The sequence below is a fragment of the Pseudomonas fulva genome, assembly GCF_023517795.1.
GTDB lineage: Bacteria > Pseudomonadota > Gammaproteobacteria > Pseudomonadales > Pseudomonadaceae > Aquipseudomonas > Aquipseudomonas fulva_D.
The window spans coordinates 2,112,385-2,138,463 of the sequence record NZ_CP082928.1; the positions used below are offsets into that span (position 1 = coordinate 2,112,385).

Consider the following 26,079-nt stretch of genomic DNA (forward strand, 5'->3'; position numbering starts at 1 on the left):
CCCTAACCCTCCTCCCGTCCCACGCCACCTTCCAGCTTGCGCCACAACAGGCGCACCGCCGCCTTGCGCGACATGCTCCAGCGGTACAGGCGGATTTCCAGCGGGATATGCCAGTGCTCCTTGCCGCAGATCACCAGTTCGCCCCGCGCCAGCTCGGCGTTCATCGACAGCCGTGGCACCCAGGCCACGCCCAGGCCTTGCAGGGCCATGGCCTTGAGGCTGTCGGCCATGGCCGTTTCATGCACGGTGGTGGAACGCAGCGCGCGCTGACGCAGCAGCAGGTTCACCGAACGGCCCAGGTAGGTGCCGGCGCTGTAGGCCAGCAGCGGCACGCTCTGCCCAGAGTCCAGGTCGAAGAGCGGCGCGCCCTGCTCGTCGACGGCGCACACCGGCAGCATCTCGCTGACGCCCAGGGGCAGCGAGGGAAACAGATCGGGGGCCAGCTGCACGGCGGCGTCCTGGTCGTGGTAGGCAAGGATCAGGTCGCAGGTGCCTTCGCGCAGCGAATGCACCGCCTCACCGACGTTGGTCGCCACCAGCCGGGTGGTCAGCGGCAGGCCGTCACGACGCAGGCGGGCGATCCACTCCGGGAAGAAGCCGAACACCAGGGAGTGGGCGGCGGCGATCTGCAGGGCCTCGCCCTGCTGCCCCTCGAGATGATGCAGGTGGCGCACCACCTCCCCCAGCTGCTCGACCATGCTGCGCGCGGTGAGCAGGAACAGCTGGCCGGACTCGGTCAGCTCGACCGGTGTGCGCGAGCGGTTGACCAGGGTCAGGCCAAGCGCCGCCTCGAGACTCTGGATGCGGCGGCTGAACGCCGGCTGGGTCACGAAACGCTTTTGCGCCGCGGCCGAAAAGCTGCGGGTGGCGGCCAGGGTGACGAAGTCTTCCAGCCATTTGGTTTCCAGGTTCATGGGCGTCCTCGACTCGCACAGCGCGATGCACACGCTTGGTGCAAAGGATTGGTCACGACCACATTATGCCGATTATGCATAGGCCAGCAAACAACAGCATTGGCCGCCACAGTCCTCCAGCCCTTACCATTTGGCCCATCGCGGCATCTTCCGCGCCTTTACGAGAATCCAGACATCATGTCCGCTGCTGCATCGTTCCGCGTCGAAAAAGACCTGCTCGGCACCCTCGAAGTCCCGGCAGAAGCCTATTACGGCATCCAGACACTGCGTGCGCTGAACAACTTCCGCCTCTCCGGCGTGCCCCTGGCCCACTACCCGAAACTGGTGGTGGCCCTGGCCATGGTCAAGCAGGCCGCCGCCGACGCCAACCGTGAGCTGGGCCACCTGCCCGCTGCAAAACACGCGGCGATCAGCGAAGCCTGTGCGCGCATCATCCGCGGCGATTTCCACGAGCAGTTCGTGGTGGACATGATTCAGGGTGGTGCCGGCACCTCGACCAACATGAACGCCAACGAGGTGATCGCCAACATCGCCCTGGAAGCCATGGGCCATGCCAAGGGTGAATACAAGCATCTGCATCCGAACAACGACGTGAACATGGCGCAGTCGACCAACGACGCCTACCCGACCGCCATTCGCCTGGGCCTGCTGCTCGGCCACGACACCCTGCTGGCCAGCCTCGACAGCCTGATCCAGTCGTTCGCGGCCAAGGGCGAAGAATTCGCCCACGTCCTGAAGATGGGCCGCACCCAGCTGCAGGACGCCGTGCCGATGACCCTCGGCCAGGAATTCCGCGCCTTCGCCACCACCCTCGGTGAAGACCTGGCACGCCTGCGCAGCCTGGCGCCGGAACTGCTCACCGAAGTGAACCTGGGCGGTACCGCCATCGGTACCGGCATCAACGCCGACCCCGGCTACCAGCACCTGGCCGTGCAGCGCCTGGCCCTGATCAGCGGCCAGCCGCTGGTGCCGGCTGCCGACCTGATCGAAGCCACCTCCGACATGGGCGCCTTCGTGCTGTTCTCCGGCATGCTCAAGCGCACCGCGGTCAAGCTGTCGAAGATCTGCAACGACCTGCGTCTGCTGTCCAGCGGCCCGCGCACCGGCATCAACGAGATCAACCTGCCGGCGCGTCAGCCGGGCAGCTCGATCATGCCCGGCAAGGTCAACCCGGTGATCCCGGAAGCGGTCAACCAGGTGGCCTTCGAGATCATCGGCAACGACCTGGCGCTGACCATGGCAGCCGAAGGCGGCCAGCTGCAGCTCAACGTGATGGAGCCGCTGATCGCCTACAAGATCTTCGACTCGATCCGCCTGCTGCAGCGCGCCATGGACATGCTGCGCGAGCATTGCATCAACGGCATCACCGCCAACGAAGCCCACTGCCGCGCGTTGATGGAAAACTCCATCGGCCTGATCACCGCGCTGAACCCCTACATCGGCTACGAGAACTCCACCCGTATCGCCAAGGACGCCCTGGTCAGCGGCCGCGGCGTGCTGGAACTGGTACGTGAAGAGCAGCTGCTGGACGACAGCACCCTGGCCGAGATCCTGCGCCCGGAAAACATGATCGCCCCCCACCAGCTCAAGCCCCTCACCCCACCGGTCAAAGAGGCCGTCGAGCAGCAGCGCTAAGCGCCTACAGACCCGAAGCCCCGTACCGCTCAGCGCTACGGGGCTTGGCTTTATCCAAGGACCGATTGCCGTTTGCCTGCGCGCAGGCTAAAAGGGCAGCAGTCCTAATAAAGAGAAGTCGCCCCATGACCGTCAAAACCGCATGGCTGCTGTGCTTGCTGTCCCTTACAGGTGCCGTCGCACTCCCCGCCCAGGCCGAATTGCCGGCCGGCTACCAGGTTGTGTTACAAACGGAAAACTTTCCGCCGTTCAACATGGCCGACAACGACAAGAACTTCGCCCGTGACGCCAACATCCAGGGCGTCAGCACCACCATCGTGCGCGAGATGTTCAAGCGCGCCGGCATCGACTACACCCTGACCCTGCGTTTCCCCTGGAGCCGGGTCTACGATGCCACCCTGGCCAACGCCAACCATGGCCTGTTCTCCACCTCGATGAACGAGGCGCGGCGCCCGCTGTTCAAGTGGGTCGGCCCGATCGCCAAGGTCGAGCGCGTGCTGCTCGCTGCGCCCGGCTCCGCCATTCCCAACCTGACGAGCCTCGAGCAGGCGCGCCAGTACCGCATCGGCAGCTACAAGGACAGCGCCGCCGCCCAGGCCCTGGAAAAGGCCGGGCTGCAGCCGAACAACGCCCTGCGCGACCAGGAGAACATCGCCAAGCTCACCGGTGGCAAGATCGACCTGTGGGGCACCACCGACCCGGTGTGGCGCTACCAGGCTCGCCAGGCAGGCGTCACCGGCCTGCGCAACGTGTTGACCTTCGACCGCGCCGACCTCTACCTGGCGCTCAACCTCGATACCCCGGACGAAGTCGTCTCGCGCCTGCAACAGGCGCTGGACCAGATGAAGACCGAGGGCTACGGCACCTGCAACAAGCATCCGGAACTGTGCTGAGCCGCGAACGCCTCGGCCCGCACTCTGGAACGGCCGCGGCCTGCAAAAGCCCCAGACCGGTTCACAGTCTGGGGCTCTGCTCATCACGACTCATTGCCGTTTACGCGGCGGCACGCTAAAAGGGCAGCGGCCTAACAAGGAGTCGTTCCAATGAGTGTCAACGCCGCATGGTTTGCCGGCCTGCTTGCCGTTTCCAGCCTGTTCGCCCTGCCTGCCCAGGCCGAGTTGCCGCCTGACTACAAGGTGGTGCTGCAGACCGAAAACTTCCCGCCCTTCAACATGGCCGAGCAGAACAAGAATTTCGCCCGCGATGCCAATATCCAGGGCGTCAGCACCACCATCGTGCGCGAGATGTTCAAGCGCGCCGGCATCGACTACACCATGACCCTGCGCTTCCCGTGGAGCCGCGTGTACGACGACACCCTGGCCCATGCCAACTACGGCCTGTTCTCCACGTCCATGAGCGAGGCGCGCCGGCCACTGTTCAAGTGGGTGGGCCCGATCGCCAAGGTCGAGGGCGTGCTGGTGGCGGCCGACCCGAAGATCGGCAACCTGGCGAGCCTCGATCAGGCGCGCCAGTACCGCATCGGCAGCTACAAGGACGGCGCGGTCAGCCAGGCCCTGGAGCGGGCGGGTCTGCAACCGAGCAATGCCCTGCGTGACCAGGAGAATATCGCCAAGCTCACCGGCGGCAAGATCGACCTGTGGGCCACCACCGACCCGGTGTGGCGCTATCACGCCAACCAGGCCGGCGTCAGCGGGCTGCGCACGGTGCTGATCGTCGATCGCTCGGACATGTACCTGGCGCTCAACCTCGAGACCCCGGACGAAGTGGTCAGCCGCCTGCAACAGGCGCTGGAGCAGATGAAGAACGAAGGCTACGGCACCTGCGGCAAACACCCGGAGCTGTGCTGATAGCGGCAGCACGGCCATGCCTTTACAGATGAAGGCTATGAGCAGCCGTTCGCCGATCCACTGTGGGAGCGCGCCGTGCGCGCGAAAATTCGCGGGCATGGCCTGGGCGTCCCCGCCCGCTCCCACAGGTAATGCACCAACGACCGCTCTTGCCTTGAAGCAGCCGTCCATTAGGTCGTCACACTCTACTCACTCCACCTCGAACAACCCCTCACGAACCGGCGCCTGGGCCAGGCGCTGGCGGATGTCCTCGTCGATGCGCGGGTCGTCCGGCTGGTAGAGCATCACCTGGCGGTAGGTGCTGATGCGGTTGATCTCGGTACCGAGAAACTCCCATACCACCCGGGTGCAGGCCGGCGTACGGCGGTCGCCGCTGGACACCCCGGTCTTCAGGCCGTTGAGACGGGTGATGCGGCTCTTGAAGCTGGGAATCAGGATGGTCTGGCTCATCTCGTTGACGGTCAGCGACTCGTAGTCGATGAGAAACAAGCGGTCCTGCAACTGGAAGGCGGCGCCCAGGTAGCGACAGCGCGCCGAGTCCTCGGCCAGCCCGCCGGTGGACAGCACCTGACGCTCCTGGCGCTCGAACAGGAAATTGCCACCCTCCTCGCGCACATGCACCAGCGACAGCAGGATGGTGCCCGGCACCGACATGCAGTTGGCGTACTCGAAGTAATACCCGCAATAACGCGACAGGTCACCGGAGTTTTCACGCAGTGGCTGTAACAATGCGTGTAACGGATCCTGCTCGGCAGGCGCGCCGATCTGCGTGCCACGGGCGCCGATCAGCCGGGCGAACTGATCGCCCGGCAGGCCCAGTTCGTAACCCTCGACGCCGAAGAAATCCCCGATCCGCTTGAGGTTATAGGCCGTGGGCTGGCTCTCTCCCGCCAGATACTTGTTGAACTGGGCGCGATTGATGCCGACCTTGCGGCACACCTCCGCAATCGAGCGGTAGTGGCTGCACAGCAGCCGGAGATTCTCACCGAGGTGACTGGACATGAGCGGCTCAGATGATGCGAGTGACGCCAGTATAGCATCAGGTCGCGTCACCTAGGATCGACCCGCGAAATTGTTCCGGTGGCCACCTTGCTCAAACATTAGCCACCGCATCTCGCGTCAGCGTTCGCCTGCGAACAATCACAATAAGAATCGAGGATTCTCATCATGCTCGAAGTATTGAACGACTTCCTTTCCGGGAAAGTGTTGATCGTGCTTATCGTCGGCCTGGGTAGTTACTTCACCCTGCGCTCGCGCTTCGTCCAGTTCCGCCATTTCATCCACATGTTCAGCGTATTCAAGGAATCGCTGCGCAGCAGTGGTGGCCAGCTCAGCTCGTTCCAGGCCCTGATGCTCAGCCTCGCCGGCCGGGTTGGCGCGGGTAACATCGCCGGTGTCGGCATCGCCGTGACCCTCGGCGGCCCGGGCGCCGTGTTCTGGATGTGGGTGACGGCCCTGTTCGGCATGTCCAGCAGCTTCTTCGAATGTACCCTGGCCCAGGTCTACAAGCGCAGCGACGGCGACGGCCTGTACCGCGGCGGCCCGGCCTACTACATCCAGCATGGCCTGAAGCTGCGCTGGATGGCGATGACCTTCGCCGTGCTGCTGCTGGTCACCTACGGCTTCGCCTTCAACGGCCTGCAGTCGTTCACCGTGACTCACTCGCTGCAAAACGCCTTCGACATCCCGGTGCAATACAGCGGCATCGCCCTGGCCGTGCTGCTGGGCCTGGTGTTCATCGGTGGCATCAAGCGCATCGCCTCGGTGTCCGACCTGCTGGTACCGGTCAAGACCCTGGCCTACATCGCCGTCACCGTGTACGTGATCATCAGCCAGATCGAGCTGGTGCCGGACATGCTGGCGACCATCGTCAAGAGCGCCTTCGGCCTCGAGCCCGCGTTCGCCGGCCTGCTGGGCAGCGCCATCGTGATGGGCGTGAAGCGTGGCGTGTTCGCCAACGAAGCCGGCCTGGGCAGCGCACCGAACGTGGCCGCCGTGGCCTCGGTCAGGCACCCGGCCGCCCAGGGCGTGGTGCAGGCGTTCAGCGTGTTCCTCGACACCTTCGTGATCTGCACCTGCACCGCGCTGCTGATTCTGCTGTCGGGCTTCTACACCCCGGGCTTCGAGGGTGACGGCATCGTCCTGACCCAGAACTCCCTGGCCGCCGTGGTCGGTGACTGGGGTCGCACCTTCATCAGCGTCGCCCTGAGCCTGTTCGTGTTCACCTGCATCCTCTACAACTACTACCTTGGCGAGAACGCCCTGCAGTTCCTGGTCGGCCGCAGCAAGGTCGCCCTGCTGACCTACCGTGGCCTGGTGCTGGCGCTGATCTGCTGGGGCTCGATGCAGAACCTGGGCACCGTGTTCGCCTTCGCCGACATCACCATGACCTGCCTGGCGTTCGTCAACCTGACGGCCCTGGCCATGCTGATCAAGGTCGGCCTGCGGGTCATGAAGGACTACGACGAACAGCGCAAGGCCGGCATCGCTCAGCCGGTGTTCGACGGCTCCAAGTTCGCTGACCTGGATCTCGATCGCGCCTCCTGGCCGACCGCCAAGGCGACCGCTGACGCTCAACCGCAGAGCGCGCCGGACCTGCTGCCGACTCAGCGCTGAGTCGTCCTGCCTGATCGGGTGACGCGCCTGGCGTCACCCGATCCCGCCGCCCGCTGGCGGCTCCCCTTTGCTGCCGCTGCCCTTGCCCGATGACGAGCGAGCCGGGATCGGCTTGGCCTGGGGATTGCTTCGCAGTCTTCATGAGCGGCGATCGGATGTATCCTGCCCCCTTTCCATACCCATTCTTTCAATAAGGAAAAAGGCATGCCTGCCGTACAAAAACTCCTCGTGCTGTATACCGGCGGCACCATCGGTATGCAGGCCAGCGCCAGCGGCCTGGCCCCTGCCTCCGGTTTCGAGGCACGCCTGCGTGCGCAGCAGACCGAGCAGCGCGAACAGGTGCCGACCTGGGTATTCCGCGAGCTGCTGCCGCCCATCGACAGCGCCAACATGAGCCAGGCCAACTGGCTGGCGATGGTCGCGGCGATCCGCCAGGGCATTCAGGACGGCTGCGACGGCGTGCTGGTGCTGCACGGCACCGACACCCTGGCCTACAGCGCCGCCGCCCTGAGCTTCCTGTTGCTGGGTCTGCCGGCGCCGGTGGTGCTGACCGGCTCGATGCTGCCGGCAGGCGCCGAGAACAGCGACGCCTGGCCCAACCTGTTCGGTGCCATGCAGGCCCTGCACGACGGCGTGGTGGCGGGCGTACACCTGTACTTCAACGGTGCCCTGATGCATGGCGCCCGGGTCAGCAAGCTGAGCAGCGACGCCTTCGATGCCTTCCAGGTGGTGCCCCGCCTGCGTCAGGGCGAGCGCCTGGCCGAACTGCCCGCGCACATCGACTTCCGCCAGAGCCGCCAGGCGGTCAACCTGCTCGCCCTGCCGCTGGTGCCGGGCCTGCGCGCCAGCCACCTGCGCGCCCTGCTGGACAGCGGCGTGCAGGGCCTGGTGCTGGAATGCTACGGCAGCGGCACCGGGCCGTCGGACAACGCCGAACTGCTCGACGTGCTGCGCGAGGCCCACGGCCGCGGCGTGGTGCTGGCGGCGATCAGCCAGTGCGCACGCGGGCACGTGGAGTTCGGCGTCTACGCCGCCGGCAGCCAGCTGGCTTCGGCAGGGCTGATCTCGGCGGGCGGCATGACCCGCGAGGCAGCCCTGGGCAAGCTGTTCGCCCTGCTCGGGGCCGGCCTGGCGCAGGACGAGGTGGAGCGTCTGTTCAGCCTCGACCTGTGTGGTGAGCGTGTGGAGTAATACCCGCCGGGATCGAAGTGTGCTTCGATCCCGCTCGCTCAGAACACCGACCAGCCGATCCGCTCGCTGAGCACTTCCAGGGCCGCCATTCCCGCCAGGGAATTGCCCGCCTTGTTGAGCTCCGGCGACCACACGCAGATGGTGTACTGCCCCGGCACGATGGCGACGATGCCGCCACCGACGCCGCTCTTGCCCGGCAGGCCGACGCGGTAGGCGAAGTTGCCGGCCTCGTCGTACAGCCCGCTGGTGGCCATGATCGAGTTGACCTGCTGGGTCTGCCGGGCGCTGAGGATCTGCTCGCCGCTGTGCTTGCAGAATCCGTCGCGAGCCAGGAAGCAGAACGCCTTGACCAGGTCCACGCAACTCATGCTCAGGGCGCAGTAGCTGAAGTAATTGCGCAGCACCATCTCGACATCGTTGTGAAAGTTGCCGAACGACTGCATCAGGTAGGCCATGGCCGCGTTGCGCGCGCGGTGCTGGTATTCGGAGTCGGCGATATGCCGGTCGATCAGCACGTGGGGGTTGCCCGACAAACGCCGCACGAAGTCGCGCATCGACAGCGCCGGGGCGGCGAAGCGCGACTGGTTGATGTCACTGATCACCAGCGCGCCGGCATTGATGAACGGGTTGCGTGGCCGGCCGTTTTCCAGCTCCAGCTGCAACAGGGAATTGAACGGTTGGCCCGACGGCTCGTGGCCCAGGCGCTCCCAGATGCTCTCGCCGGAATGCTGGATGGCCTGCACCAGGCTGAACACCTTGGAGATGCTCTGGATCGAGAACGGCGTATGCGCATCACCGGCGGTGAACAGCTCACCGTCGTTACCGTAGACGGCGATACCCAGCTGGTTCGCCGAGACCTCGGCCAGGGCCGGGATATAGCTGGCGACCTTGCCCTGACCAATCAGCGGGCGAACCTGGTCGAGGATTTCATTCAACAACGCTTGCATGGACACGCTCGCAATCCGGCCCGGCGGCTGCCGGGCTCAATCAGCCATAGACGCCACGACTGACCCGCAAAGCACAGCGACGTTCAGAGGCGCTGTGCCAGGATCGCGATATGCTCCGGGCCGATGCCGCAGCAACCGCCCAGGTGGCTGGCCCCGCGCGCGCGCCAGTCGGCGACCCAGCGCAGATAGCCGGGCGGGTCGAGGTCCTCGCGCAGCGGGTCGAGGCCATCGTTGGCGGTGGCTTCCTGCGGTTGCGGCGGGAAGGCGTTGGCGTAGGCGCCGATGGCCACATTCACACCCAGGCTGGCGAAGGTGTCGCGGGCCGCGTCGATGGCCGCGCCGATCACCTCCGGCTGGCTGCAGTTGAACAGCAGCACCTCGACGCCCAGCTCGGCGGCCGCGCGGGCCGCCTCGGCCACCGGCTCGCCGGAGCGCAGCCGTGGCACCTCGTCGACATCCTCGTCGCGCAGGGTGAAGGACAGCCAGAACGGCTTGCCGTCCTTTGGCAGGTGGGCGTGAATGGCCCGCGCCTCGGCGATGGCGCTCTGGGTTTCCGCCAGCCACAGGTCGACGTGGGGCGCCAGGCCATCGAGCAGCGGGGTCAGCACTTCGGCCACGCGCGCGGGCTGGAACAGGTCCGGTCGGTAGGAGCCGAACAGCGGCGGCAGCGAGCCGGCGACCCGGGCTCCACCGCCGGCCTTGTTCGCCGCACTGCGGGCCAATTGCCCGGCGCGTTCGGCCAGGGCGCGGCCTTCGGCGGCGAAGCGCTGTTCACCGATATGAAAGGGCACCACGGCGTAGCTGTTGCTGGTGATCACCTGGCTGCCGCTGGCGATATAGGCGGCGTGCACGGCTTCCACCTGCTCCGGCGCCTCGGTCAAGGCCAGGGCCGACCACTCCGGCTGGCGAAACGGCGCGCCGCGGCGCTGCAGCTCCCGGCCCATGCCGCCGTCCAGCAGAATCAGAGATCGCTCGCTCATATAAGCTCCAGTCATATCTATATGCATTCAATTCATTTGGATGCCGATGTTTATAACTATTTAATACGCCCGAATTGCCGCTCACAACCTTTTTCGCGCCCAAGGATTTCCGTGAAAGCCACCCTGCTCGCCGCCCTCGGCCTGACCCTCGCCGCCGTCTGCAACCTGGCCCTGGCCGGCCCCACCCTCGATCGCATCGAGAAGAATGGCGAGCTGGTCAACGTGCTGATGGAGAACTACCCGCCGTTCTCCTTTCTCAATGACCAGAACCAGCTCGACGGCTTCGACGTCGATGTCGCCAAGGCCGTGGCCGACAAGCTGGGCGTCAGGCTGCGCCTGGAAACGCCGTCCTGGGACGTGATCGCCGCCGGCCGCTGGAACGGCCGCTACGACATCTGCATCTGCTCGATGACGCCCAGCCAGGCGCGCGCCCAGGTGTTCGACTTCCCGGTGACCTATTACGCCTCCCCGGCGGTGATCGTGGTCAACGCCAGCGACGAGCGCATCCACTCGGCCAAGGACCTGTCCGGCCTCAAGGTCGGCGTCACCAGCGCCTCCTCCTACGAGGGCTACCTGAACAAGGACCTGGTCATCGAAGGCGCCGAAGACAAGCCGCTGGTCTACCCCTTCGACGCCGTACAGGTCGCGCCCTACGACAACGACACCGTGGCCTTCCATGACCTGGCCCTGGGTGCCGGCGTGCGCCTGGACGCGATCCTCACCAACCTGGTGACCGCCCAGCCGCGCATCGACCAGGACAAGCGCTTCAAGCTGGCCGGCGACGCGCTGTACGCCGAGCCGAACGCCGTGGCCATCGAGAAAGATGACGCCGAGTGGCGCGCCAAGGTCGAGCGCGTGTTCGCCGAGCTGCGCCAGGACGGTACCCTGGCGGCCATCTCCAAGAAGTGGATCGGTTCCGATATCAGCCAATGACGCCGCCACCTGAACCCCCTCGCCCGCCGCCCCAGGCGGGCGAGTCGTTGCTGCAGCGCCTGTTCGGCTTTCGCACTCGCCTGTACCTTACCTGGGCGACCCTGTTCGCCCTGTGCGTGGCGTTCTTCCTGAGCTTCGACCTGAAGTTCTCGATCATCCTCGACAAGCTGCCCAACCTGCTCGGCACCAGCCTGGCGCCCAATGGCTTCCTGCAGGGCGCGGCGCTGACCCTGTTCCTGTGCTTCTGCTCGATCTGGGCGTCCCTGGCGCTGGGCTTCGTCACCGCCCTGGCACGCCTGTCGAAAAGCGCCGTGGCCTTTGGCATCGCCAGCTTCTACGCCTCGTTCTTTCGCGGCACGCCGCTGCTGATCCAGATCCTGCTGATCTACCTGGGCCTGCCGCAGCTGGGCCTGGTACCCGGTGCGATCACCGCCGGGATCATCGCCCTGTCGCTGAACTACGGCGCCTACCTGAGCGAGATCTTCCGCGCCGGCCTGCTCGGCGTGCCGCCCGGCCAGCGCGAGGCGTCCCTGGCCCTGGGCCTCAAGCCGGTGGTGATCTTCTGGCGGGTGACCCTGCCCCAGGCGATGCGCACCATCATCCCACCGACCACCAGCCAGTTCATCTCGATGCTCAAGGACTCGTCGCTGATCTCGGTGATGGGCGTCTGGGAGGTGATGTTCCTGGCCCAGTCCTACGGCCGCTCGTCGTACCGCTACATCGAGATGCTGACCACCGCGGCGGTGATCTACTGGCTGCTGTCGATCGGCCTGGAGCTGATCCAGGCGCGCCTGGAGCGGCACTATGGCAAGGCCTACCTGAACGGACGATGAGCATGCAGATACCCGCCGCCGCCATCGAGCGCCTGCTGCGCATCGACTGGTTCGCCAACATCGGCAAAGCCTCATCGCTGCCTGGCGTGCGCCAGATCGACCGAGGCGAGCTGGGCTCGTCGCTGGCCAGCGACGCCTGGGAAGCCACCACGCTGGAGGCGCGCAACGCCATCACCGGGCGCCTGGCGCGGCTGCATCCGGGCCAGTATCAGCGCTGGAACGAACTGGCCGGCCAGGCCAAGGCGGCGCTGCAACCACTGTGGCAGAAATTGCCGGTCACCCTCGCCGATAACGCCACCCTCGCCGACCTGCAGTGGATCCTGCACGCCTACCTGATGGAGGCCGCCTACCGCGACGCGCTGCTGCAGCCGCTGTTCTTCGACAGCCTGGTCCAGGTCTACGAGGCCGGGCATGTCCCCTGCGGCTGGGACGGCGAATGGCCGAACGGGCAGTTGGTCATCTGCTGAGCCACGCGCTTGCGGTGAGCGGCGCCACCACGCAGGATGACCCTCGACCGACTTTCAGGAGACCTGCCGATGACCGTTCGCATTCCCGTGGACATCCGCGCTGTCAGCGCCGCCGACCATGCCGCCTGGCTGCCGCTCTGGCAGGGCTACCAGCGCTTCTACATGACCGAGATCGATACCGCGACCAGCGACCTGACCTGGCAGCGCTTTCTCGAACCAAGCGAGCCGATGTTCGCCGCCCTGGCCTGGCGCGACGGCGAGGCCATCGGCCTGGTGCACTGGATCTACCATCGCTCCTGCTGGACCACCGGCGACTACTGCTACCTGCAGGACCTGTTCATCGGCAAGGACGTGCGCGGCAACGGAATCGGCCGCCAGCTGATCGAACACGTCTACGCCGAGGCCGCACAAGCCGGCTGCTCACGGGTGCACTGGCTGACCCACGAAACCAACGCCAAGGCCAAGCTGCTCTACGAGCGCATCGGCGAACGCTCGGGCTTCGAGCAGTACCGCAAGCTGCTCTGAGCGACGGCTGGCACACAATCCGCATCTCTGTCGGCTCAACCACCGACAGAGTGAGCCATGAACAAACTCGACAATGCGCTGCTGAATATCCTGATCAAGGATTCACGCACCTCCTTCGCCGATATCGCCCGCCAGTTGAACATTTCCCGCGCCCACGCCCGTAGCCGGGTACAGGCGCTGGTGGAGACCGGGGTGATCGAGAAATTCACCGCGGTGGTCAACCCGGAGAAACTCGGCAAGGGCATCTCCACCTTCGTCGACCTGACCGTGGCCCCCCACGCCATCGAGGCGGTCGCCGAACGGCTCTCGGCCACCCGCGAAGTGGTCAGCCTGTACATCATGAGCGACCTGAAAAGCCTGCATATCCACACCCTGACCGACAGTTACGAGACCTTCGACGCCTTCGTGCGCCAGCACATCTTCAACCACCCGGAGATCCTCACGGTGGATTGCAAGGCGCTGATGACCCGGGTCAAGCATCGCCGTGGCGGTGCCCGGCTGTAAGCCGGAAACCGTCGTTCATCGAACCCTGTGGGAGCGGGCAGGTACGCCTAGCCCGAGCCCGTGATTTCACGCGCATCGCGCGCTCCCCCAAGAGCGGCTCGCTGCCGTTACGGCAGCGACGGTGGCTACCGTCAGCGGCTAAGGCTGCGTTAAAAGCGTGCCGGCGACGCGTTTTGGTGCACAACTGACATTCGGCCGCTCACCGCGCCCCGGCTTACCGCTATGAACCTGAGCAACCGCCGCGACCTGTCAAATGTTCAGTAATCAGGGTTCTGGTTGCCGTTTCGTCAGCGCTGCGCCTGCAGTCACGCTTGTTTTTTGTGCGCCGAGCCATCCCGGCGAAAACCTCAAGCTTGAATAAATATCTTCAAGATCAACGAGTTAAAAATAATTTCTCCTGGCATGGCAGTTGCTCAAGGCATCTGGCAGCGACTTTACATCCGGCAGGCGCAGGCCCGCCGCCATGGCCAGAGCGACAGGAGAATCCCATGAGCCTCAATCGACGCAATTTCATTGGCGCCGGCGCCCTTGCAGCCGGCGCGGGCCTGGCACTGGGTGCCAGCGGCGTGGCCAGTGCCGCGGTGAGCAGCAAGACCTTCAACTGGAAGATGACCAACGCCTACGCGCCGGGCTCGCCCTTCTACGTGCAGGGCCCGGGCAGCCCCACCGACTTCTGCAAACGTGTCGAGGACATGTCCGGCGGGCGCCTGAAGATCCAGCACTTCGCGGCTGGCGAGCTGATCCCGGCACTGGAGGGCTTCGACGCGGTGGCCAGCGGCATGGTGGAAATGAACGCCGCCAACGCCTTCTTCTGGGCCGGAAAGATTCCCGCCGCACAGTTCTTCACCGCCGTGCCGTTCGGCATGAACACCCAGGGCATGAACGCCTGGCTGTACAACGGTGGCGGCCTGAAGCTCTGGGAAGAACTCTACGAGCCCCATGGCCTGGTGCCGATGCCCATGGGCAACACCGGTACGCAGATGACCGGCTGGTTCCGCCAGCCCCTGGAGAACGCCGACAGCCTCAAGGGCCTGAAGATGCGTATCGCCGGCCTGGCCGGCAAGGTCTACAGCGAACTGGGCGTGGCCGTGCGCCTGCTGCCGGGCGGCGAGATCTTTCCGGCGCTGGAGCGTGGGGTGATCGACGCCGCCGAGTTCGTCGGCCCCTATCAGGATCGCCGCATGGGCCTGCACAAGGCGGCCAAGAACTACTACACCACCGGCTGGCACGAGCCGACCAACGTCACCGAGCTGATCATCAACAAGCAGGCCTGGGACAGCCTGCCCGCCGACCTGCAGGCCATCGTGAGGGTCTGCGCCCAGGCCTGCAACACCGACAGCTGGTCCTGGTGCGACGCGGTCAACGCCGAGGCCCTGCAGGATCTGGTGGGCAACCAGGGGGTGATCGCCCGGCCACTGCCAGGCGACATCATCAAGCGCCTGCATGAGGTCACCCGCGACACCCTGTCGAGCATGGCGGCGGGCGATCCAGCGACCAGGAAGATCTACGAGCATTTCTTCGTCTTCCGCAAGCAGTACATCTCCTGGGCCTCGGTCGGCGAGAAGGCGTTCATGGACATCGGGATGGACGCGTCATGATGGCCCTCGTCACTCGCATCGAAGGGCTGGTCGAGGCACTGGGCTCCCTTGCCCGGGCCTGCGTACTGCTGCTGGTGCTGCTGGTGTCGTTCGACGTGCTGATGCGCTACCTGTTCGACTTCAGCCCCGTCGCCTTGCAGGAACTGGAGTGGTACCTGATCTCGCCCATCGCCCTGCTCGGCATCGCCTACACCCTCAAGCACCGCCAGGACGTGCGCGTGGATTTTCTCTACGAGAAATTCAGCGTGAAGACCAAGGCTGCCGTCGACCTGTTCAGCGGCATCGCCACCGCGGCCATCGGTTTCTACATCGCCCACCTGGCGTTCAAGTACACCCTGCAGTCCTACCACATGGGTGAAGGCTCGCCTGACCCGGGCGGCCTGCCCTATCGCTTTCTGGTCAAGGCTTTCCTGCCCCTGGGTTTCGGCCTGTTCGGTTTGCAGGGGGTGGCCGATAGCCTGCGCGCGTTGTGCGTGCTGCTGCAGCCCGCCTCCGCTCGGGAGGTGCGCGCATGAGCCCCAACGAATGGCTGGCCATCGCCATGGTGTTCGGTTTCTTCGCCATGATGATGGCGGGGGTGCCGGTGGCCATTTCCCTGGCCGTGTCCGGCTTCGTCGCCGGCATGGTCGGCTTCGGCCCGATGCTCTTCGCTCTGCTGCCGGCGCGCATGTTCGGGGTGGTCAGCAACTACACGCTGCTGGCGATACCGCTGTTCACCTTCATGGGGGTGATGCTGGAGAAATCCCGGGTCGCCGAGGACATGCTCGACACCATCGGCCGCGCCATGGGCGGTCTGAACGGCGGCATGGGCCTGGCGATCATTCTGGTCGGCGTACTGCTGGGCGCCTCCACCGGTATCGTCGGCGCCACGGTGGTGACCATCGGTTTGCTGACCCTGCCCACGCTGCTGCGCCGTGGCTACAACAAGACCGTGGCCTGCGGCACCATCTGCGCCTCCGGCACCCTGGGGCAGATCATTCCGCCGAGCCTGGTGCTGATCCTGCTGGCCGACATCCTCGGCCAGTCGGTGGGTTCGATCTTCGCCGCGGCCTTCATTCCCAGCCTGGTGCTGGCGCTGATCTACGTCGCCTACATGCTGCTGCTCGGCTGGCTGCGCCCGGATTGGGTGCCGGCGATTCCCGCCGAGGAACGCGCCCTGACCAGCCGCAAGCAATTGCTCAAGGACATGGCACGCAGCGTGCTGCCACCGCTGCTGCTGGTGATGGCGGTGCTCGGCTCGATCATCGGCGGCGTCGCCGCGCCCACCGAGGCGGCCTCCATGGGTGCCCTCGGCGCCCTGCTGATCGCCGCGCTTTCAGGCCGGCTGAGCTGGTCGACGCTCAAGGCCACGCTGCACGGCACCCTGACCATCAGCGCGATGATCTTCCTGATCCTGCTCTGCTCGCAGCCCTTCTCCCTGGCCTTCCGTGGCCTGGGTGGCGAAGCCCTGGTACACGAGCTGTTCACCCTGCTGCCGGGTGGCGAGCTGGGGGCGATCCTGTTCCTGATGGCGGTGCTGTTCGTGCTCGGCTTCTTCCTCGAGTGGATCGAGATTTCCTATATCGCCCTGCCGATGTTCCTGCCGGTGTTCATCGCCTACGACACCGACCTGGTGTGGCTGGGCATTCTGGTCGCCCTGAACCTGCAGATGTCCTTCCTCACTCCACCCTTCGGCTGGGCGCTGTTCTTTCTCAAGGGCGTGGCGCCGCCGGGGATCACCACCAAGGACATCTACATCGGCGCGCTGCCTTACGTGTTCCTGCAGATGCTCGCCGTGGCGGTGGTGTTCTGCTTCCCGCAACTGGCCACCTGGCTGCCGGAGGCCATCGGTTGGTAGTACATCGAACCCGGGCCGCGCCGGCTATGATCGCGGCCTGACAACAACAAGGAATTCGCACCCATGCTCAAGAGCACCCACGCCACCGGCGGCCTGTTCGTCGCTCCCCACCATCTTGCCGCCCAGGCCGGGCGCGACGTGCTCAAGGCCGGCGGCAGCGCCGTGGAAGCGATGGTCGCCGCGGCGGCCACCATCGCCGTGGTCTACCCGCACATGAACGCCATTGGTAGCGACGGCTTCTGGCTGATCCACGAGCCGGGCAAGCGGCCCATCGCCATCGATGCCTGCGGCAGCAGTGCGGCGCTGGCCAACCGCGATTTCTACGCCGGCCATACGCAGATTCCCAGCCGCGGCCCCCTGGCCGCGCTGACCGTGGCCGGTACCGTCGGTGGCTGGGCCGAGGCGCTGACGCAGACCGCTCACTGGCAGCCGCAAAAGGCCCTGCCCGAGCTGCTCGCCGATGCCATTAGCCATGCCCGCCGCGGCATGGTGGTCAGCCGCAGCCAGGCGCAACTGACCCGGGGCAAACTGGCGGAACTGCAGGATGTGCCGGGCTTCGCCGAGGTTTATCTGCCCGGTGGCCAGCCGCCACGCGAAGGCGATCTGCTGCGCCAGCCGGCCCTGGCCGACACCCTGCAGCGCCTGGCCGACGCCGGCCTGGATGACTTCTACCGCGGTGAGCTGGCCGAACGCATGGCCGCCGATCTCGAACGCCTGGGCAGCCCGCTGCGCCTGGCCGACCTGCAGGGCTACCGGGCCCGCGCCGTCGCACCGCTGAGCGTGCGCCTGCACGACGCCACCCTCTACAACATGCCGCCGCCGACCCAGGGCCTGGCCTCGCTGCTGATCCTCGGCATCTTCGACAAGCTCGACGTCCAGCAGGCCGAAGGCTTCGCCCATGTGCACGGGCTGGTGGAGTCGACCAAGCAGGCCTTTCTGATTCGCGACCGCGTGGTGACCGACCCCGGCCGCGTGCCGGAGGACCCACAGGGCCTGCTGGCCGACGCCAACCTGCAGCGCCTGGCCGCCGCCATCGACCCGCAGCAGGCACTGGCCTGGCCGCGACCGGCGCAGCCGGGCGATACCATCTGGATGGGCTGCATCGACGATCAGGGCCGCGCCGTCAGCTTTATCCAGAGCGTCTACTGGGAGTTCGGCTCCGGCGTGGTGCTGCCGTCCACTGGCGTGGCCTGGCAGAACCGCGGGATCAGTTTCTCTCTGGACCCGACCGCGCTGCAGGCCCTGGAGCCGGGGCGCAAACCGTTCCACACCCTCAACCCGGCCCTGGCCCTGTTCGACGACGGTCGCACCCTGAGCTACGGCACCATGGGTGGCGAAGGCCAGCCGCAGACCCAGGCGGCGATTCTCAGCCGCTATCGCCTGGGCAGCGACCTGCAGGCCGCCGTCAGCGCGCCGCGCTGGCTGCTCGGCCGCACCTGGGGCGACGTGAGCACCACGCTCAAGCTGGAAAGCCGCTTCCCCAGCGAACTGGTCGAAGAGCTGCGTAAAGCGGGGCATATCGTCGAGCAACTGGACGAAGCCTTCAGCGACACCATGGGCCATGCCGGCGCGCTGCTGCGGCATCCCAACGGCGTGCTGGAAGGCGCCGCCGACCCGCGCAGCGACGGCAGCGTTTGCGGCTTGTAAACCTGAGCCGCAGAATGAAAACGCCCCGCTAGTGCGGGGCGTTTTCATTGGCGAGCGAGGTATCAGGTCTTGCAGCCTCGTAGGGTGGACGTCGCTTTTCACGTCCACCGCAACGGTGGATCGATGAAGCGTGATCCACCCTGCAGTCTGTGGGCGCGCGCCCGCACTGAATCGCGGAAGGCCGGCAGCGGCAGCTGATCAGTCCTCGGTCTTCCAGTTCTTGCGGCTCATGTAGTCGCGGGTTTCCTTGACCACGATACCGGAGAGCAGCAACAGGCCGATCAGGTTGGGCAGCGCCATCAGGCCGTTGGCGATATCGGAAAAGGTCCATACCACCTCCAGCGAGGTGACCGCACCGACAAACACCACCACCGAGAAGATCAGCCGGTACGGCATCACCGCCACCCGGCCCATCAGCCGCTCCATGCAGCGCTCGCCGTAGTACGACCAGCCGAGGATGGTGGTGAAGGCATACACCAGCACGCCGATGGTCACCGTATAGATGCCCCAGCCGCCGCCCAGGCCCTGCTCCAGCGCCCAGGCGGTCATGGGCGCGCCCTTCAGGCCTTCCTGGGTCCAGGCGCCGGTGACGATGATCGCCAGCGCGGTGAAGGTGACCATCACCAGGGTGTCGAGAAAGGTCTGGGTCATCGACACCATGGCCTGGCGCACCGGCTTGTCGGTCTTCGCCGCGGCCGCCGCGATCGCGCCGGTACCCAGGCCCGACTCGTTGGAGAAGATGCCGCGGGCCACGCCCATCTGCACCGCCAGGATGATGCTCGAACCGAGGAAACCACCGGCTGCCGCGCTGCCGCTGAAGGCATCGGTGAAGATCAGGGTGATGGCGTCCGGCAGGCGGTCGGCGAACACCACCAGCACCGCGACGTTGCTGATGATGTACAGCACGATCATCACCGGCACCACGCCAGCGGCGAAACGGCCGATGCTTTTGATGCCGCCGATGATCACCACCGCCGTGCCGACCGCCAGCACCAGGCCGCTGAGCGTTGGCGAGATGCCCCAGGTGTCCTGCAACTGATGGGCGGCGGTGTTGGCCTGCACCATGTTGCCGATGCCGAAGGAGGCCACCGCGCCGAAGATCGCGAAGGCGATGCCCAGGGTCTTGCCCAAGGTGCCGCCGACGCCGTTGGTGAGGTAGTACATCGGCCCGCCGCTCTGCTCGCCTTTGGCGTCGGTGACCCGGTACTTCACGCCCAGCAGCGCTTCGGAATACTTGGTGGCCATGCCCACCAGGCCGGTCATCCACATCCAGAACAGCGCACCGGGCCCGCCGATGCCGATGGCGGTGGCCACCCCGGCGATATTGCCGACGCCGATGGTCGCCGCCAGCGCGGTGGCCAGGGCCTGGTAGTGGGAGACGTCACCGGGCACATCGCCCTTTTCCGAACGCTTGATAAAGGCGAGCCAGAAGGCATGGCCAAGTACGCGAAACTGGATGCCACGCAGGCGGATGGTCAGGTACAGGCCGGTCAGCAACAGCAGGGGTATCAGCAGAAACGGCCCCCAGATAAAGCTGCTGATGGCCGTGAGCAAAGCGAGAAATTGGTCCATGGCGGTATCCTTGTCTTGCTGTCCAGTGCGGCTCGTGGCCGGCAGGAACGGCGCCCAGGCCGGTAGAGCCGAAGTGCCGAGCGAGTGAACGCAAACGCGTCCGTGCAAACATCGGAGGTCTGTCGCAGGCCCCAAGGGCGTAACAAAATGTCAGGCGAATCAATCGATTGCAACGCGGGCGATTGGTGCCAGGAGGGCAAGGCTATAACAACTTGGCCGTCAATGGCCGGAAAAAACGTGCCATTCAGTTGCCTGGATGAATCGAGTCAGGTGTTCGGCGCGCCAGGGCGCCAGCCAGCGGGGCGATCAGTTACCGCACTGAAGCGGCCGAGACTGCCAGTGTGCCCATGCCTGCCCCCAGCCTGCGTGGTGCGATACCTGCGGCAGCTGGACCACCTGCACGCAGCGCGCTTCGCCGAGGCCGCCCAGGTAGTGATGCAACACCGCGACCGGCACCACGCCATCCCCGTCGCCGGCCAGGTGACGCTGGGTAACGCTCCGCAGCCGCTCGCGGTAATCCAGCGGCTCCAGTGAGCCCTCGAGCGGGCTCAGTTGCAGCAGGCCCGCCCAGTAACGGGGGCTGAGATTGCCGGCGAGGGTCTGCACGCTGGTGACGTCATCGCGCCGCGCGGCCAGCAACAACGCCAGTGCGGCGCCGCCGGAATAGCCAACCAGTTCGAACGTCTGGTTGCCATAGCGCGCCTTGATCAGGTCGAGGGCCCCGTCGAGGCTGGCCAGCACTTCGCTGCCGAAGCGCCGACTTGTCCACAGGCTGTTGGTACAACCAGGGGCCGTGACGAACTGACAGGGCCGCGCCAGGTACAGGCTGGGTGTCGGGTCGCCGAACGCCAGGCGCGCCACCAGCAGATCACGCGGGGACGGGTCCAGGCTGGGCTGCAAGGGTGTCGCCCAGGCATGGCCGTCGCCTTCCAGATAAACGCGCAGGTGCGCCGCGGCCGGTGCATGGGCCGGTGCACCGAGCAGCAACGGGAAAGGCGTGCTGTCGAGAATCTGCAGTCGCTGGTCGTGCTGGCCAGCCAGTTCGCCGAGCCGCTGTTGCGGTGACTGGCAGCCGCCCAGTGCAAGGGTCAGCAGCGCGCCGAGAAGCAGCGCTGCCGGCCTTGCACGGCGGGCGATCAGCATCCGCTCAGCTTCGCCTCGCGGCGTTCACCAGGGAAAAAGAACGGCCGCAGGCGCACGCCCACACCGTTACCGACGAATGCAGCGACCAGCCACAACCAGCCGTGCAGGCTGCCGGAGGCGATACCGCTGAAGTAGGCGCCGATGTTGCAACCGTAGGCCAGGCGCGAGCCGTAGCCGAGCAGCAGGCCACCGATCACCGCGGCCACCAGCGAACGCAGCGGGATGTTCAGGTTTGGCGCAAAGCGCCCGGCCAGGCCAGCGGCCAGCAGCGCGCCGATGACGATGCCGATGTCCATCACCGTGGTGATGTCTTCCCACAGCGGCGCAGCGAGCGCCTGGGCATTGCCCGGCTGCTGCCAGAACGCCCAGCTGGAAACGTCGACACCGGTGCCCTGCAGCACCTTGGCGCCCCACAGCGCGAACGCCGAGGTGATGCCCCAGGGACGACCGGCCAGGGCCAGGGTGGCGAAGTTGAGCAGCGCCAGCAGCACTGCACCCCAGATCAGCGGCCAGGGGCCACGCAGAAACCGCTGCCAGCCCTGGTGTTCACTGGGCGCCGCGCGTTCCAGGCTGCCATGGCGGCGCAGCTCCAGGCGCGCGCTGATGGCCGCGATGGCGGCGAACAGCGCCAGGCTGACGATCAGTGCCGGCACCAGGCCCAGGCTGCTGACGATGGAGGTCGGCGGCAGGCTCGGCAACGCCGACCACCATTGCAGATGGTGAGTGGCGATCACCCCGCCGATGATGAAGAACAGCAACGTCACCAGCATCCGTGCGTTGCCGCCACCCACGGTGAACAGCGTGCCGGAAGCACAACCACCGCCCAGCTGCATGCCGATGCCGAAGATGAACGCGCCGACGATCACCGAGGTGCCCGCCGGCGCCACCAGGCCCCTGACCGGCTCACCGAACAGCGTGCCGGCCGACAACGCCGGGAAGAACAGCAGCACGGCGATGGCCAGCATCACCATCTGTGCCCGCAGGCCGGCGCCGCGGCGCTCGTTGAGCAGCACGCGCCAGGCCGACGTGAAGCCGAATGCCGCGTGATAGAGCACCAGGCCCAGCGCGCCACCGACGATGAATAACAGTGCCTGACGACCACTCACCGCAAAGGTCAGCGCCAGGGCGCCAGCCAGCAGCAGCGCCACGGCCATCAGCGGCGTACCCGAGCGATTGGCCGGCGCCGCAGCAGGGATGGAAAGATTCATATAGACCTTCGAATAACCAATTGAAACGGTCGGCTATTCTAGCCCGTCCCAGCTGTCCGGGTATGCCGCTGCTTAGAACGATTACTGAAAAGGTTATGCCATCAGGCGGCAGTGATCAGGACACGCAATCAGGCAATGGGCGGCGTGAGCATACCGGCCGAGATACGCTGAATGCATTGTGGGAGGGGGCCATGCGCCCGAAAAGATTCGCGGGCATAACTGGGCGCCCCCGCCCGCACCCACAGGGGAGCCTGGTCGGCGGGGCCGGGTTGTAGTGAGTCGTGAGCTGAGCCGGCCTTAAGCAACGCCAGGCAAAAAAAGGGGCCTTGCGGCCCCCAGAGGTTAATCGGTAACCGTCAGGCTTCGACTTCGATCAGCACTTCGCCCGGGTTGACCCGGTCGCCCTTGGCCACGTGCACGGCCTTGACGGTGCCGGCGATCGGCGCCTGCACTTCGGTTTCCATCTTCATGGCTTCGGTGATCAGCACCGCCTGGCCGGCCTTGACGGTGTCGCCCTCCTTGACCAGCACGTCGACGATATTGCCCGGCATGCTGGTGCTCACGTCACCCGGTGCGCTGGCGCTGCGACGCTTGCTGCCGCTGCCGCCGGCCACGTAATCGTTGAGCGCCTCGAACACCACTTCTTCGGGCATGCCGTCGATGGACAGGTAGAAGTGCCGCTTGCCCTCGCCCTTGACGCCGACGCCGGTGATGTCCACGCGGTAGCTCTCGCCGTGCACGTCGATGATGAACTCGGTCGGCACGCCCGCGCCGCCGACGGCTGCCACGCCAGTCCCATCCGGGATCGGCAGCAGCACTTCCGGTTGCAGGGTGCCGGCTTCGCGCTCTTCGAGGAACTTGCGGCCGATGTCCGGGAACATGGCGAAGGTCAGCACGTCCTCTTCGGACTTGGCCAGCTCGCCGATCTGCCCGCGCAGCTTGTCCATCTCCGGCTTGAGCAGGTCGGCCGGGCGCACGTCGATCGCATCGATGTTGCCGATGGCCTGCTTGCGCAGCTGCTCGTTGACCCTGCCCGGCGCCTGGCCGTAGCCACCCTGCAGGTAGAGCTTCACCTCGTTGGTGATGGTCTTGTAACGCTCACCGGCCAGCACGTTGAAGAACGCCTGGGTACCGACGATCTGCGAGGTCGGCGTGACCAGCGGCGGGAAGCCGAGGTCTTCGCGCACCCGCGGAATCTCCGCCAGCACTTCGTTCATGCGGTTCAGCGCGCCCTGCTCCTTGAGCTGGTTGGCCAGGTTGGAAATCATCCCGCCCGGCACCTGGTTGACCTGCACCCGGGTGTCGACGGCGGTGAATTCGCTTTCGAACTGGTGGTACTTCTTGCGCACCGCGTGGAAGTACATGCCGATCTCCTGGATCAGCGACAGATCCAGGCCGGTGTCGTATTCGCTGCCCTTGAGCGCGGCGACCATCGACTCGGTGCCCGGGTGGCTGGTACCCCAGGCGAAGCTGGAGATGGCCGTGTCGATATGGTCAGCGCCCGCCTCGACGGCCTTGAGCTGGCACATGGCGCCCAGGCCGGCGGTGTCGTGGCTGTGGATGAATACCGGCAGGTCGATCTCGGCCTTCAGCGCCTTGACCAGCTCGAAGGTGGCGTAGGGCGTGAGCAGGCCGGCCATGTCCTTGATGGCGATGGAGTCGATGCCCATGGCCTGCATGGCCTTGCCCTGGGCGACGAAGGCTTTGACGGTGTGCACCGGGCTGGTGGTGTAGGCGATGGTGCCCTGGGCATGCTTGCCGCTGGCCTTCACTGCCTCGATGGCCACCTGCAGGTTACGCACGTCGTTCATGGCGTCGAAGATGCGGAACACGTCGATGCCGTTTTCCGCCGCCTTGGCGACGAAGGCGCTGACCACGTCGTCGCTGTAGTGGCGGTAGCCGAGCAGGTTCTGGCCGCGCAGGAGCATCTGCAGGCGGGTGTTGGGCAGCGCCGCGCGCAGCTGGCGCAGGCGCTCCCACGGGTCCTCCTTGAGAAAGCGCACGCAGGCGTCGAAGGTCGCGCCGCCCCAGACTTCCAGCGACCAGTAGCCGACCTTGTCGAGCTTGTCGCAGATCGGCAGCATGTCCTCGGTGCGCATGCGCGTGGCCAGCAGGGACTGGTGGGCGTCGCGCAGGATGGTGTCGGTAACCGTGATCTTTCTTGTCATGGTGCGTTCCTCACAGGCCGGCATGGGCGGCGATGGCGGCGGCGATGGCCAGGGCCAGTTCGCCCGGCTTGCGTTTGATCGAGTAGTTCAACAGCTCGGGGTGGTTGTCGACGAAGCTGGTGTTGAAGCGCCCGCTGCGAAATTCGTCGTTGGCGAGAATCTGCTGGTAGTAGGTGGCCGTGGTCTTCACGCCCTGCACGCGCATGTCGTCCAGGGCGCGGGAGCCGCGGGCCAGGGCTTCTTCCCAGGTCAGCGCCCAGACGATCAGCTTCAGGCACATGGAGTCGTAGTACGGCGGAATGGTGTAGCCGGTGTAGATCGCCGTGTCGGTGCGCACCCCAGGGCCGCCGGGGGCGTAGTAGCGGGTGATCTTGCCGAACGAGGGCAGGAAGTTGTTGCGCGGGTCCTCGGCGTTGATGCGGAACTGCAGGGCGAAGCCGCGGTACTGGATGTCTTCCTGCTTGATCGACAGCGCCAGACCGGAGGCGATGCGGATCTGCTCGCGGACGATGTCGATACCGGTGATTTCCTCGGTGATGGTGTGCTCCACCTGCACCCGGGTGTTCATCTCCATGAAGTACACCTCGCCCTCGGCGAGCAGGAACTCCACGGTGCCGGCGTTCTCGTAGCCCACGGCCTGGGCGGCGCGCACCGCCAGGTCACCGATGTAGGCGCGCTGCTCGGGGGTGAGCTGCGGGCTCGGGGCGATCTCGATCAGCTTCTGGTTGCGGCGCTGGATCGAGCAGTCACGCTCGTACAGGTGCACGGTGTTGCCGAAGCTGTCGGCGAGAATCTGCGCCTCGATGTGCTTGGGGTTGACGATGCATTTTTCCAGGAACACTTCCGCACTGCCGAAGGCCTTGGTGGCTTCGGAGATCACCCGCGGGAACGCCTGCTCCAGCTCGGAGCGCGAGTTGCAGCGGCGAATGCCGCGGCCGCCACCACCGGAGGTGGCCTTGAGCATCACCGGGTAGCCGATGCGGTCGCCTTCGCGCAGCGCCTCGGCGATGTCCGCGACGTTGCCCTCGGTGCCCGGCGTCACCGGTACACCGGCCTTGATCATGCTGCGCCGGGCTTCGGTCTTGTCGCCCATGCGACGGATGACCTCGGCGCTCGGGCCGATGAACTTGATGCCGCGCTCGGCACAGATGTCCGCCAGCTCGGCATTCTCGGAGAGAAAGCCATAGCCGGGGTGCAGGGCGTCGCAACCGGTTTCCACGGCCAGGTTCACCAGCTTGCGCGGATTGAGATAGCCGGCCAGGGGGTCGTCACCGATGCCGTAGGCTTCATCGGCACGCTTGACGTGCAGCGCCTGGCGGTCGGCATCCGAATAGATGGCCACTGAACGGATGTTCATTTCGGCACAGGCCCGCACGATGCGCACCGCAATCTCGCCACGGTTGGCGATCAGGATTTTCTTGATCACGAGCCAGCATCCTCGATCACGTGAACAGGCAACCCTTGGAGGGTCGAGATATGACCGGATATGTCCGCCCGGCCTTATGAGCAACCCTACGCCGCTGTAACAATTAACCAAAATCAATATTTGTTGG

23 protein-coding genes are annotated in these 26,079 nt (G+C 65.9%); 14 read left to right on the forward strand and 9 right to left on the reverse strand.

The annotated features are described in order from the left end of the window. Positions 1 to 2 precede the first annotated feature (2 nt). The gene (locus K8U54_RS09490; RefSeq protein ID WP_249909889.1) at positions 3 to 914 is read right to left on the reverse strand and encodes a LysR substrate-binding domain-containing protein; all 912 of its coding nucleotides are present in this window, start codon (positions 912 to 914) and stop codon (positions 3 to 5) included. A 177-nt stretch (positions 915 to 1,091) separates the two neighbouring features. On the opposite strand from K8U54_RS09490, the gene K8U54_RS09495 reads away from it, so the two are divergent. The 3 genes from K8U54_RS09495 (at position 1,092) to K8U54_RS09505 (ending at position 4,357) form a co-directional block, all read left to right on the forward strand. Beyond that, positions 1,092 to 2,549 carry an aspartate ammonia-lyase gene (locus K8U54_RS09495; protein WP_249909890.1) on the forward strand — a complete coding sequence of 486 codons (1,458 nt, stop codon included), beginning with the start codon at positions 1,092 to 1,094 and terminating at the stop codon, positions 2,547 to 2,549. A gap of 125 nt (positions 2,550 to 2,674) precedes the next feature. Then, on the forward strand, positions 2,675 to 3,442 hold the full coding sequence (locus K8U54_RS09500; protein ID WP_249909891.1) for a substrate-binding periplasmic protein: 768 nt from the start codon (positions 2,675 to 2,677) through the stop codon (positions 3,440 to 3,442). A gap of 150 nt (positions 3,443 to 3,592) precedes the next feature. Continuing rightward, entirely contained in the window at positions 3,593 to 4,357 is a 765-nt protein-coding gene (locus K8U54_RS09505) for a substrate-binding periplasmic protein (RefSeq protein WP_249909892.1), read from the forward strand. Positions 4,358 to 4,546: 189 nt separating this feature from the next. Here K8U54_RS09505 and K8U54_RS09510 read toward each other — a convergent pair whose 3' ends face one another. Next, positions 4,547 to 5,359: a helix-turn-helix domain-containing protein gene (locus K8U54_RS09510; RefSeq protein ID WP_249909893.1), complete on the reverse strand. Its 813-nt coding sequence runs from the start codon at positions 5,357 to 5,359 to the stop codon at positions 4,547 to 4,549. Positions 5,360 to 5,524: 165 nt separating this feature from the next. Between K8U54_RS09510 and K8U54_RS09515 the strand changes: the two genes are divergently transcribed. Beyond that, on the forward strand, positions 5,525 to 6,973 hold the full coding sequence (locus K8U54_RS09515) for an alanine/glycine:cation symporter family protein (RefSeq protein WP_249909894.1): 1,449 nt from the start codon (positions 5,525 to 5,527) through the stop codon (positions 6,971 to 6,973). Between the two features lie 204 nt (positions 6,974 to 7,177). Beyond that, entirely contained in the window at positions 7,178 to 8,164 is a 987-nt protein-coding gene (locus K8U54_RS09520) for an asparaginase (RefSeq protein ID WP_249909895.1), read from the forward strand. A gap of 38 nt (positions 8,165 to 8,202) precedes the next feature. Here K8U54_RS09520 and glsB read toward each other — a convergent pair whose 3' ends face one another. Continuing rightward, positions 8,203 to 9,111 carry a glutaminase B gene (gene glsB / locus K8U54_RS09525; protein ID WP_249909896.1) on the reverse strand — a complete coding sequence of 303 codons (909 nt, stop codon included), beginning with the start codon at positions 9,109 to 9,111 and terminating at the stop codon, positions 8,203 to 8,205. Between the two features lie 83 nt (positions 9,112 to 9,194). Beyond that, a complete protein-coding gene (locus tag K8U54_RS09530) occupies positions 9,195 to 10,091 on the reverse strand; it encodes a homocysteine S-methyltransferase family protein (protein ID WP_249909897.1) in 897 nt (298 codons plus the stop codon). A 111-nt stretch (positions 10,092 to 10,202) separates the two neighbouring features. Here K8U54_RS09530 and K8U54_RS09535 point away from each other — a divergent pair, with 111 nt between their 5' ends. The 9 genes from K8U54_RS09535 to K8U54_RS09575 all read left to right on the forward strand — a co-directional run bounded on the left by K8U54_RS09535 (position 10,203) and on the right by K8U54_RS09575 (position 18,435). Then, entirely contained in the window at positions 10,203 to 11,024 is an 822-nt protein-coding gene (locus tag K8U54_RS09535) for an ABC transporter substrate-binding protein (RefSeq protein ID WP_249909898.1), read from the forward strand. Beyond that, on the forward strand, positions 11,021 to 11,857 hold the full coding sequence (locus K8U54_RS09540; protein ID WP_249909899.1) for an amino acid ABC transporter permease: 837 nt from the start codon (positions 11,021 to 11,023) through the stop codon (positions 11,855 to 11,857). The genes K8U54_RS09535 and K8U54_RS09540 overlap by 4 nt, the downstream gene beginning before the upstream one ends. A gap of 2 nt (positions 11,858 to 11,859) precedes the next feature. Then, positions 11,860 to 12,324 (forward strand): hypothetical protein, encoded by a 465-nt coding sequence (locus K8U54_RS09545; protein ID WP_249909900.1) that lies wholly within the window; start codon positions 11,860 to 11,862, stop codon positions 12,322 to 12,324. A 69-nt stretch (positions 12,325 to 12,393) separates the two neighbouring features. Further along, entirely contained in the window at positions 12,394 to 12,849 is a 456-nt protein-coding gene (locus K8U54_RS09550; protein ID WP_249909901.1) for a GNAT family N-acetyltransferase, read from the forward strand. A gap of 57 nt (positions 12,850 to 12,906) precedes the next feature. After that, positions 12,907 to 13,353, forward strand: coding sequence for an Lrp/AsnC family transcriptional regulator (locus K8U54_RS09555; protein ID WP_249909902.1), 447 nt, complete (start codon positions 12,907 to 12,909; stop codon positions 13,351 to 13,353). 488 nt (positions 13,354 to 13,841) lie between these two features. Continuing rightward, a complete protein-coding gene (locus K8U54_RS09560; protein ID WP_249909903.1) occupies positions 13,842 to 14,951 on the forward strand; it encodes a TRAP transporter substrate-binding protein in 1,110 nt (369 codons plus the stop codon). Then, positions 14,951 to 15,466: a TRAP transporter small permease subunit gene (locus K8U54_RS09565; protein ID WP_249909904.1), complete on the forward strand. Its 516-nt coding sequence runs from the start codon at positions 14,951 to 14,953 to the stop codon at positions 15,464 to 15,466. The genes K8U54_RS09560 and K8U54_RS09565 overlap by 1 nt, the downstream gene beginning before the upstream one ends. Then, a complete protein-coding gene (locus tag K8U54_RS09570; RefSeq protein ID WP_249909905.1) occupies positions 15,463 to 16,788 on the forward strand; it encodes a TRAP transporter large permease in 1,326 nt (441 codons plus the stop codon). Before K8U54_RS09565 ends, K8U54_RS09570 begins: the two co-directional genes overlap by 4 nt. Positions 16,789 to 16,851: 63 nt before the next feature. After that, a complete protein-coding gene (locus K8U54_RS09575) occupies positions 16,852 to 18,435 on the forward strand; it encodes a gamma-glutamyltransferase family protein (protein WP_249909906.1) in 1,584 nt (527 codons plus the stop codon). A gap of 198 nt (positions 18,436 to 18,633) precedes the next feature. Here K8U54_RS09575 and K8U54_RS09580 read toward each other — a convergent pair whose 3' ends face one another. The 5 genes from K8U54_RS09580 to K8U54_RS09600 form a co-directional block, all read right to left on the reverse strand. Further along, positions 18,634 to 20,007: an alanine/glycine:cation symporter family protein gene (locus tag K8U54_RS09580; RefSeq protein ID WP_249909907.1), complete on the reverse strand. Its 1,374-nt coding sequence runs from the start codon at positions 20,005 to 20,007 to the stop codon at positions 18,634 to 18,636. A 306-nt stretch (positions 20,008 to 20,313) separates the two neighbouring features. Beyond that, the gene (locus K8U54_RS09585) at positions 20,314 to 21,150 is read right to left on the reverse strand and encodes an alpha/beta hydrolase (RefSeq protein ID WP_249909908.1); all 837 of its coding nucleotides are present in this window, start codon (positions 21,148 to 21,150) and stop codon (positions 20,314 to 20,316) included. Beyond that, complete coding sequence (locus K8U54_RS09590; RefSeq protein ID WP_249909909.1) at positions 21,144 to 22,358, reverse strand: YeeE/YedE family protein; 1,215 nt, start codon at positions 22,356 to 22,358, stop codon at positions 21,144 to 21,146. The genes K8U54_RS09585 and K8U54_RS09590 overlap by 7 nt, the downstream gene beginning before the upstream one ends. A 356-nt stretch (positions 22,359 to 22,714) precedes the next feature. Next, on the reverse strand, positions 22,715 to 24,526 hold the full coding sequence (oadA, locus tag K8U54_RS09595) for a sodium-extruding oxaloacetate decarboxylase subunit alpha (protein WP_249909910.1): 1,812 nt from the start codon (positions 24,524 to 24,526) through the stop codon (positions 22,715 to 22,717). A gap of 10 nt (positions 24,527 to 24,536) precedes the next feature. After that, positions 24,537 to 25,952, reverse strand: a complete 1,416-nt coding sequence (locus K8U54_RS09600) for an acetyl-CoA carboxylase biotin carboxylase subunit (protein WP_249909911.1) — start codon at positions 25,950 to 25,952, stop codon at positions 24,537 to 24,539. Positions 25,953 to 26,079 lie beyond the last annotated feature (127 nt).

What these genes read in the sequence shown, in the direction of transcription:
- K8U54_RS09585 (WP_249909908.1), bottom strand. Translation starts at nt 21,150, where the DNA reads ATGCTGATCGCCCGCCGTGCAAGGCCGGCAGCGCTGCTTCTCGGCGCG.
- K8U54_RS09555 (WP_249909902.1), top strand. Translation starts at nt 12,907, where the DNA reads ATGAACAAACTCGACAATGCGCTGCTGAATATCCTGATCAAGGATTCA.
- K8U54_RS09590 (WP_249909909.1), bottom strand. Translation starts at nt 22,358, where the DNA reads ATGAATCTTTCCATCCCTGCTGCGGCGCCGGCCAATCGCTCGGGTACG.
- K8U54_RS09575 (WP_249909906.1), top strand. Translation starts at nt 16,852, where the DNA reads ATGCTCAAGAGCACCCACGCCACCGGCGGCCTGTTCGTCGCTCCCCAC.
- K8U54_RS09505 (WP_249909892.1), top strand. Translation starts at nt 3,593, where the DNA reads ATGAGTGTCAACGCCGCATGGTTTGCCGGCCTGCTTGCCGTTTCCAGC.
- oadA (WP_249909910.1), bottom strand. Translation starts at nt 24,526, where the DNA reads ATGACAAGAAAGATCACGGTTACCGACACCATCCTGCGCGACGCCCAC.
- K8U54_RS09540 (WP_249909899.1), top strand. Translation starts at nt 11,021, where the DNA reads ATGACGCCGCCACCTGAACCCCCTCGCCCGCCGCCCCAGGCGGGCGAG.
- K8U54_RS09565 (WP_249909904.1), top strand. Translation starts at nt 14,951, where the DNA reads ATGGCCCTCGTCACTCGCATCGAAGGGCTGGTCGAGGCACTGGGCTCC.
- K8U54_RS09515 (WP_249909894.1), top strand. Translation starts at nt 5,525, where the DNA reads ATGCTCGAAGTATTGAACGACTTCCTTTCCGGGAAAGTGTTGATCGTG.
- K8U54_RS09490 (WP_249909889.1), bottom strand. Translation starts at nt 914, where the DNA reads ATGAACCTGGAAACCAAATGGCTGGAAGACTTCGTCACCCTGGCCGCC.
- K8U54_RS09545 (WP_249909900.1), top strand. Translation starts at nt 11,860, where the DNA reads ATGCAGATACCCGCCGCCGCCATCGAGCGCCTGCTGCGCATCGACTGG.
- K8U54_RS09560 (WP_249909903.1), top strand. Translation starts at nt 13,842, where the DNA reads ATGAGCCTCAATCGACGCAATTTCATTGGCGCCGGCGCCCTTGCAGCC.
- K8U54_RS09500 (WP_249909891.1), top strand. Translation starts at nt 2,675, where the DNA reads ATGACCGTCAAAACCGCATGGCTGCTGTGCTTGCTGTCCCTTACAGGT.
- K8U54_RS09550 (WP_249909901.1), top strand. Translation starts at nt 12,394, where the DNA reads ATGACCGTTCGCATTCCCGTGGACATCCGCGCTGTCAGCGCCGCCGAC.
- K8U54_RS09495 (WP_249909890.1), top strand. Translation starts at nt 1,092, where the DNA reads ATGTCCGCTGCTGCATCGTTCCGCGTCGAAAAAGACCTGCTCGGCACC.
- K8U54_RS09510 (WP_249909893.1), bottom strand. Translation starts at nt 5,359, where the DNA reads ATGTCCAGTCACCTCGGTGAGAATCTCCGGCTGCTGTGCAGCCACTAC.
- K8U54_RS09570 (WP_249909905.1), top strand. Translation starts at nt 15,463, where the DNA reads ATGAGCCCCAACGAATGGCTGGCCATCGCCATGGTGTTCGGTTTCTTC.
- K8U54_RS09580 (WP_249909907.1), bottom strand. Translation starts at nt 20,007, where the DNA reads ATGGACCAATTTCTCGCTTTGCTCACGGCCATCAGCAGCTTTATCTGG.
- K8U54_RS09520 (WP_249909895.1), top strand. Translation starts at nt 7,178, where the DNA reads ATGCCTGCCGTACAAAAACTCCTCGTGCTGTATACCGGCGGCACCATC.
- K8U54_RS09530 (WP_249909897.1), bottom strand. Translation starts at nt 10,091, where the DNA reads ATGAGCGAGCGATCTCTGATTCTGCTGGACGGCGGCATGGGCCGGGAG.
- glsB (WP_249909896.1), bottom strand. Translation starts at nt 9,111, where the DNA reads ATGCAAGCGTTGTTGAATGAAATCCTCGACCAGGTTCGCCCGCTGATT.